The sequence below is a fragment of the Cognatilysobacter lacus genome (genome assembly GCF_008274655.1).
GTDB lineage: Bacteria > Pseudomonadota > Gammaproteobacteria > Xanthomonadales > Xanthomonadaceae > Cognatilysobacter > Cognatilysobacter lacus.
The window spans coordinates 1-7,477 of the sequence record NZ_VTRV01000136.1; the positions used below are offsets into that span (position 1 = coordinate 1).

General features: G+C 68.4%; 6 protein-coding genes, 1 tRNA gene and 2 pseudogenes. 7 read left to right on the forward strand and 2 right to left on the reverse strand.

Annotation, left to right across the window (positions count from 1 at the left end; genetic code table 11):
* Positions 1-271: pseudogene (locus FW784_RS11125) on the reverse strand (hypothetical protein); the annotation flags it as partial.
* Positions 272-385: 114 nt separating this feature from the next.
* Here FW784_RS11125 and serS point away from each other — a divergent pair.
* From serS to FW784_RS11160, 7 genes are all read left to right on the forward strand, one after another.
* Positions 386-1,666 (forward strand): serine--tRNA ligase, encoded by a 1,281-nt coding sequence (gene serS, locus FW784_RS11130; protein ID WP_149353420.1) that lies wholly within the window; start codon positions 386-388, stop codon positions 1,664-1,666.
* Positions 1,667-1,954: 288 nt separating this feature from the next.
* A complete protein-coding gene (locus FW784_RS11135) occupies positions 1,955-2,953 on the forward strand; it encodes a LysR family transcriptional regulator (protein ID WP_149353414.1) in 999 nt (332 codons plus the stop codon).
* Between the two features lie 48 nt (positions 2,954-3,001).
* Positions 3,002-3,091, forward strand: a tRNA-Ser gene (locus FW784_RS11140).
* Between the two features lie 149 nt (positions 3,092-3,240).
* Positions 3,241-3,825 carry an RNA polymerase sigma factor gene (locus FW784_RS11145; protein ID WP_149353415.1) on the forward strand — a complete coding sequence of 195 codons (585 nt, stop codon included), beginning with the start codon at positions 3,241-3,243 and terminating at the stop codon, positions 3,823-3,825.
* On the forward strand, positions 3,822-4,307 hold the full coding sequence (locus FW784_RS11150) for a hypothetical protein (RefSeq protein WP_149353416.1): 486 nt from the start codon (positions 3,822-3,824) through the stop codon (positions 4,305-4,307). Before FW784_RS11145 ends, FW784_RS11150 begins: the two co-directional genes overlap by 4 nt.
* A 12-nt stretch (positions 4,308-4,319) precedes the next feature.
* Entirely contained in the window at positions 4,320-5,246 is a 927-nt protein-coding gene (locus FW784_RS11155) for a DUF4097 family beta strand repeat-containing protein (protein ID WP_149353417.1), read from the forward strand.
* A gap of 75 nt (positions 5,247-5,321) precedes the next feature.
* The gene (locus FW784_RS11160; protein WP_149353418.1) at positions 5,322-5,978 is read left to right on the forward strand and encodes a response regulator; all 657 of its coding nucleotides are present in this window, start codon (positions 5,322-5,324) and stop codon (positions 5,976-5,978) included.
* 229 nt (positions 5,979-6,207) lie between these two features.
* On the opposite strand, the pseudogene FW784_RS11165 reads toward FW784_RS11160, so the two are convergent.
* Positions 6,208-7,477, reverse strand: a pseudogene (locus tag FW784_RS11165) (hypothetical protein); the annotation flags it as partial.

Consider the following 7,477-nt stretch of genomic DNA (forward strand, 5'->3'; position numbering starts at 1 on the left):
CATCGGTCGGTGCGGGCGGTTCCAGCGTTCCGATGCCGGCGCCATCCGCGCCCGCCGCGGGCGCCGGAAGCGGCGCGTAGTCGGGTTCCGCGGTGGACGGCGGCACTTCGCCGGCGCGGAAGAAATCGCCGTGCTTCTGGTTCTTGAGTGCGATCGCGAACAGCACGATCCCCGCGGCAAACGCCAGCGCGATCCACCACCACACGGGTCGGCGGGGGCGGGCGGGCGCGGGACGGGGCAATTCGCCGGGCGGAGTGGGGGACCTGTCCATGCGTGTCGTATCCATGCGGGGAATGCTCGCTGCAGCGCCGTCAACGCGTCGGGAAGAGCGGACTGCACGCGGTGCGGTGATAATGCCGCCTTTCCACGCATGACGACCGCTTCCATGCTCGATCCGATCCTGCTGCGCCAGCGTCCCGCGGAAATCGCCGAACGGCTACAGGCCACGCGTAGCTTCGCGCTCGACGCGGGGGCCCTCGAGTCGCTCGAGGCCGAGCGCAAGCACATCCAGATGCGCACGCAGGAGCTGCAGAACCTGCGCAACACGCGCAGCAAGGCGATCGGGCAGGCCAAGGCCAGCGGCGGCGACGTAACGGCATTGATGGCGGAAGTGGCGGGCATCGCCGACGCGCTCAAGGCGAGCGAGAGCCGACTCGAGGTCATCCGCGAAGAGCTCGATGCGATCGCGCTCGGCCTGCCGAACCTGCCTGATCTCTCCGTGCCGCTCGGTAGCGATGAATCCGCCAACGTGGAACAGTCGCGCTGGGGAACGCCACGCGTTTTCGACTTCACACCGCTCGACCACGTCGAACTGGGTGCACGCAACGGCTGGCTGGACGGCGACACCGCCGCGAAGCTGTCGGGCGCCCGTTTCACCATCCTGCGGGGCGGGCTGGCAAGGCTGCATCGCGCGCTCGCGCAGTTCATGCTCGACCTGCACAGCGGCGAACACGGCTACGTCGAGGTCAACGTGCCAGTGATCGTCAATGCCGAGTCGATGCGCGGTACCGGCCAGCTGCCGAAGTTCGAGGACGACCTGTTCGCGACGGCGGTCGGCGACTCGAAGCGTTACCTGATCCCGACCTCGGAAGTGCCGCTCACCAACATCGTGCGCGACACCATCGTCGACCACACGCAGTTGCCGATGCGGATGACCGCGCACTCGATGTGCTTCCGCGCGGAAGCAGGCAGCCACGGGCGCGACACCCGGGGGATGATCCGCCAGCACCAGTTCGAGAAGGTCGAGCTCGTGTCCATTGCCCGCCCCGAGGAAAGCGACTTCGAGCACGAGCGCATGACGCGTTGCGCCGAAGTGCTGCTGGAGCGCCTGGGCCTTCCGTACCGCCGCATGCTGCTGTGCACGGGCGACATGGGTTTTTCCGCGTCGAAAACGTTCGACCTGGAGGTCTGGCTGCCATCGCAGGAGACCTACCGCGAGATTTCGTCCTGCTCGAATTGCGATGCGTTCCAGGCGCGACGCATGCAGGCACGCTGGCGCAATCCTGCGACCGGCAAGCCCGAGCCCGTGCATACCCTCAACGGGTCGGGCGTCGCAGTCGGTCGCGCGATGATCGCGGTGATGGAGAACTACCAGCAGGCCGACGGCAGCATCGTCGTGCCCGATGTGCTGAAGCCGTACATGGGCGGGATCGACGTTCTGCGCTGAGCCCGGATCCGTCGCCAGACGGGGCTGGCCCTCGCCGGCGGCTGTGGGCCGTGGGAGCCGCTCGGCGTGTGGTGGCGGATGCATCGTCGCCCGTCATTCGCCGTCCGCCGCTGCCGTCGGCCGTGATCCGCCCGAGGCCACCATGGCGCGCGCTCGGGTGTTCCTCCGTCGACGCGGGCCCCGAACGCCCGGCCGGTTTCTCCTCAGGCGGGTCGCGATCGGGGTGTTGCGCGCGTAGAACCAAGGTGGTGAAATATCCCTCGCCGTTGCGCGCATGGAACTGTCGCCATGAACGATCTGAATGACCTCTACTACTTCGCCGCGGTCGTCGAGCACTCCGGGTTCGCGGCGGCCGAACGCGCACTGGGGATTCCCAAGTCGCGCCTGAGTCGTCGCATCAGCCAGCTGGAGAACGATCTCGGCGTGCGCCTGCTGCAACGCTCGACGCGGCGCTTCGCGGTCACGGACGTGGGCCAGAGCGTCTACCGCCATGCGCAGTCGATGCTCGAAGAAGCCAAGGCCGCGCGCGAGGTGGTCGACCGCCTCAGCGCGGAGCCGCGTGGCGTGATCCGTGTCAGCGTGCCGGTGGGCATCGCGCAGGAGCACATGCCGAAGCTGCTTCCGGAGTTCCTCGCGCTGTATCCGCAGGTGCGCGTGCAGATGCACATCAGCAACCGGCGCGTCGACGTGATCAACGAGGGTTTCGACGTCGCGTTGCGCGTACGCACCAAGCTCGACGACGACGGCAGCCTGGTGATGCGCAGCTTCGGGCAGATCCAGGAGTTGCTGGTCGCCAGCCCGCAGTACCTCAAGCGCATGGGCCGGCCGCAGACACCCGACGCGCTGACCGACCACGTCACGATGTCCATGAGCGAGGACGAGGCGCGCCAGCGGTGGGAGCTGCACGGCCGCAACGGCGAAGTCCGCCGGATGGAACTGAAGCCGCGCATCATGGGTTTCGACTTCCCCATGCTGATGCAGCTGGCCAAACAGGGAATCGGAATCACGCTGCTGCCGGAAACCATATGCGCGGAGGCGGTGCGCATGGGTGAACTGGAAGTGGTGTTGCCGGACTGGCGCCTGCCGCAGGGCATCTTCCACGCCGTGTTCGCGTCGCGCCGCGGCATGCTGCCGGCGGTGCGCGTGTTCATCGATTTCCTCGCCGAACGCGCGCCGGCCCTGGTCGAGTCCGCTCGCCTGCAGTGCTCGGAGATCCACGGCCGCGCCTGCACCGACGCAATGGAAGCCGCGGCGCGCGGTGCAGAACCGGTGTCCGCGCCGGCCTGAGTCGCGTGCGACAATCCCGCCGCGCCGCACGGCCGGCGTCGCGCATCCGGAGAGATGGCCGAGCGGTTTAAGGCAGCGGTCTTGAAAACCGCCGAAGGGTCAAACCTTCCGTGGGTTCGAATCCCACTCTCTCCGCCAACCTTGCGGCGAACACGCGGGTTTTCGGCATTCCTGCGAGGGCCGCGGCTGAGCCTGTCACTGCGTGCCGCGGGCATGCAGATCACCCGGTGATTCAAAGCGCGCGACACCGCTTTAAACCCGTGGGCTGGCCGGCGCATCCGAAAGGTATGCTCACCGCCGTGCTCGACGCGCCCCCGACAACCGTCGTTTCCCCGTTCGACGAGGATCGGGCGCTCGTGGCGTCCGCGGCGGCGGGCAGCACCCCTGCGTTCGAGTCGCTCTATCGCCGGCACGCGGGCCGCGTGCACGGCGTCATCTGCCGCCTCGTGGGCGGGCAGGGCGCGCGCGCCGAGGACCTGACGCAGGAGACATTCGTCCGCGCCTGGCAGTCTTTGCGCTCGTTTCGGCATGACGCTTCGTTCGGGACCTGGTTGCATCGGCTCGCCGTCAACACAACGCTGATGGAGCTGCGCGCCCGTCGGGTACGGCGACACGACGAGGGCGATGAAGACGGCCTCGAACACGTCGGCCTCCACGACTCGGCCGGCGGCAATACGGCTCTGCGCATGGACCTGGAACGCGCGGTGGCGAGCCTGCCGCCGCGCGCGCGTGCCGTGCTCGTGCTCTACGACATCGAAGGCTGGCGCCACGAAGAGATCGCCGAGGAGCTCGGCATGGCGGTCGGCAGCTCGAAAGCCCAATTGCATCGCGCGCGCGGCCTGCTGCGCACGCGGCTCGGAGAACCCGGATGAACGACGAACACATTCCGCTGGACGAGGACCGCGCGTTGCCCGATACCTTGCGCTGGCAGCTGCGTGCGCAACGCGAGAACATCGCGCCGCCGGCGCATCTGTGGGATGGAATCGAGGCACGGCTCGGCGCACAACCTGTGAGTCGGCACTCGACGTTGCCGCGTTACGCAATCGCCGCGTCAGTCTTGCTCGCTGCCGTCGCCGGCGGACTCCTGTTGCAGGCGCGCTCGCCGGTGGCGTCGTCCGCGCTCGCGCGTCGCGAAGCCCAATCGCTCACGCGCGAGTACGACCGCGCGATCGGATCGATGCCGGAGGCTCGCGCGCCTGCCGAGCTCGCGCCCGCCCTCGTCGAACTCGACAGAAGCGCCGGCCAGATCCGCCGCGCACTGCAGAACGACCCCGACTCACGCCTGCTGCTGGACCAGCTGCGGCGCACTTATTCGCTCCGGCTCGCGCTATCGCAGCGCGCGATCGTGGGCTGATTGGAGAGCTCCATGAAGAGGCAAATTGAAATCACCCGTCTTGTTGCGTCGCTGTTCCTCGCGGTGGCGTCGAACGCCTCGCTCGCGGCCACGCCGATCAACGAGACACGTCCGCTCGCGCCACGCGGGCGCGTCGAAATCGTGAACCCCAAGGGTCGCATCGAGGTGCGCGCATGGGATCGCGCGGAGGTACATGTCGAAGGAAGCCTCGGTGCGGGCGTCGAGAAGTTCGAGATCGAAGGGGATGGCGCGGGCTTGCGCATCCGGGTGCGTTATCCGCAGAACGACGGCATCGCGCGCCTCCTCGGCCACGCCGCGCGCGCCGAGCCGACCACGCTCCGCATTACGGTGCCGGCGCGTGCGAACCTGGACATCTCGGCCGTTTCAGCCGACGTGCTGGCCTGGGGCGTATCGCCTTCGTCGCTCAGCATCGACAACGTCAGCGGCAGGACCACGGTTGCGGCGGCGGCCGATGACGTCGAGGTCAACAGCGTGAGCGGCGATGTCGACCTCACGATCAATCGCGGCAACGTCGACGTCGAGAGCGTCAGCGGTTCGATCCGGCTGGGCGGGCGGCTCGGGCGCGAAGTCAGCGCGCAGTCGGTGTCCGGGCGCATCGACGTGCGGGTACTCGACACGCCGATCGAACGCTTCGAAGGGAGCAGCGTCAGCGGCGATGTCGACGTGCGCACCGCGCTTGCCGCGCATGCGCGCATGAAGCTGGAGACGGTGAGCGGCAACGTGCGCCTGGATCTGCCGCGCAACGTGTCGGCCGAGGTTCGCGGCGAGAGCTTCAGTGGCACGCTTCGTGCGCCGGGCGCCACGATCGATCGGCCCGAGCATGGTCCGGGCTCGAGCTTCCGCCAGCGATATGGCAGCGGGGACGCCAACGTGTCGGTCGAGACCTTCTCGGGCGACGCCGACGTGGCCGTGGACTGACGCGCGCCGCGGTTGCACGGGCGGTAGGCCGCCAGTAGCCTTTCACCGGGGAAAATCAACTCACCGGGGGAAAGGATGTCCATCCGCGTATTCATCATCGACGACCATGCAATCGTGCGCACCGGCATGCGCATGATCCTTTCGTCGCAGACCGATATCGAAGTCGTCGGCGAGGCCGACAGTGGCGAGCAGGCGCTCGCGCAACTGCGGTCGCTCGCGCCCGACGTGGTGCTGTGCGACCTGCACCTGCCGGGGCTGAGCGGCCTCGAAGTCACCGAACGCATCGTGCGCGGCGACTACGGTGCGCGCGTCATCATTGTTTCCGTGCTCGAAGACGGCCCGCTGCCCAAGCGGCTGATCGAAGCCGGTGCGTCGGGCTACGTCGGCAAGGCCGGCGACGCGACCGAGTTGCTTCGTGCGATCCGCGACGTGTCGCGCGGCAAGAAGTACCTCGCGCCATCGGTTGCTCAGAACCTCGCACTTGCGGGGATTGGCGGCGGTTCGTCGCCGTTCGACGAATGCTCGCCTCGCGAGATCGAGATCGCGCTCATGCTGGTGCAGGGGATGACGCAGCAGGAGATCGCGCGCCGGCTCAGCCTTAGCCCGAAGACCGTCAATACGCACAAGAGCCGCATGTTCGAGAAACTGGGTCTCGCGATCAGCGACACGGTCGGGCTGGCGCGGCTGGTCGGCAAGTACGGGCTGGCGGATCCGGCGACCGTCGTCGAGTAGAGGGCTGGGACCACGGATCAGCGTGCGCACTCGCCGTTTCGAGAGCGAACTGCGCAGGTGCCATGCGCGTCGGCGACCAGGCGGACGGGAATCGATCGTGCTCTTCGCATTTGACAGCGCGGCGCGCCCGGCGGGTTTCGTTTCATGCCCGCGTTCCTGGGCAAACCGCGGACAGAAAGAAAAAGGGCCGCATCTGCGGCCCTTTTTCACGGAATAGCCCGACGAACTGCTAGACGGCAGAATCCGGCTCGTCGTGGCGGCGGGGCGCTTCGTCCGGGTCGGACGTCGAAGTCGAAGCCGGCAACGTGTTGACCACATCCTCGCTCGGCGACCGCTCCGACACCGCTTCGACGTTGCCGTCAAAGGGCGTCGAGCCATTTACCGTTTCATCTGCGCCGACGCCGTTGTCGCCCCAATCGGAACCCGGGTCCGGGCGCGTCGTGGCGCGGGTGGCCCGCGGCTGCTCCTGGAGTTCCATCTGCGTTGGCGGCAGTGTCGGCACCGGCGCAGGCCGGGCGACGACCGCATCAGCAATGGCGACAGAGGAGGGCACGCCCGCCGCCGGAGGGACCGGCGGCGCGGGCGCCTGTTCCACAACGGTCACAGGAGCGGCGGCCTCCGCCGTTCCGGTGGATGCGTCCGAAGTCGGCCGGTGCGCCGTGGGTGCGGGCGCATGTGCCACTGCAGGAGCGGCTGGTGCAGCGGGAGGGATAGCAACTCCCGTTGCAGCTTCGAGGCGACCCGCCGCATTGGGCTGCGGTTGCATCGACTCGATCTCGCTCACGCTGCGCACGGCGACTGCGGCGGGTTCGTTCGAGGCTTGCTGCACGGGCTTCGAAACGACGGCGGGTGATTCCTGCTCGACAGCTGTCGTCTCCGCGACCGCCTCGTACGTGTCAGCACCGTCGCTGGCGGACACAGTTCCTTCGCCGAGTGCCGGCCGCATCTCGCGGACATTGCTGCGCTTCGGGGCAGCCGGCGTCGCCGACGGCTCTCCACGCGCGGGGATGTCGTCGAACTCGAATTCGGGCTGGGCGCGCCCGTCCGATGCCCCGGCTTCCGCCGGCACTCCCATTTCTTCGTCCTCGCCGTCCGCGTCGTCCTGCAGGTCGGCGGCGTCCATTGCCTCCATGCCTTCGGCACCTTCGGTGCCATTGCGACGACGGCGGCGGCCACCACGACGGCCGCGACGACGGCGTGCCGCGTTCTCGGCCTTGGCGGCATCTGCACCTTCCAGCTGTTCGATCGCGACGCCGGCAGCGTCCGTCATGACCTCGACGTCGCCGACAGGTGCCTCGTTGGCCAGCACCTCGGCGCCGATCAGCTCGGCGGACCGAAACGCGTCAGCGGAGATGCCCGACGCATCGGGGGCCTCGGCGGCCGGACGCGACATCCGCTCGATCTTCTCGCGCGGGGCCGGTGGCTGCTGGGATGCAGCTTCGCGAGGCTGGCGCGGCTCGCGTGCGGGGTTCTGACGCTGCGCCTGCTGCGGCTTCGCG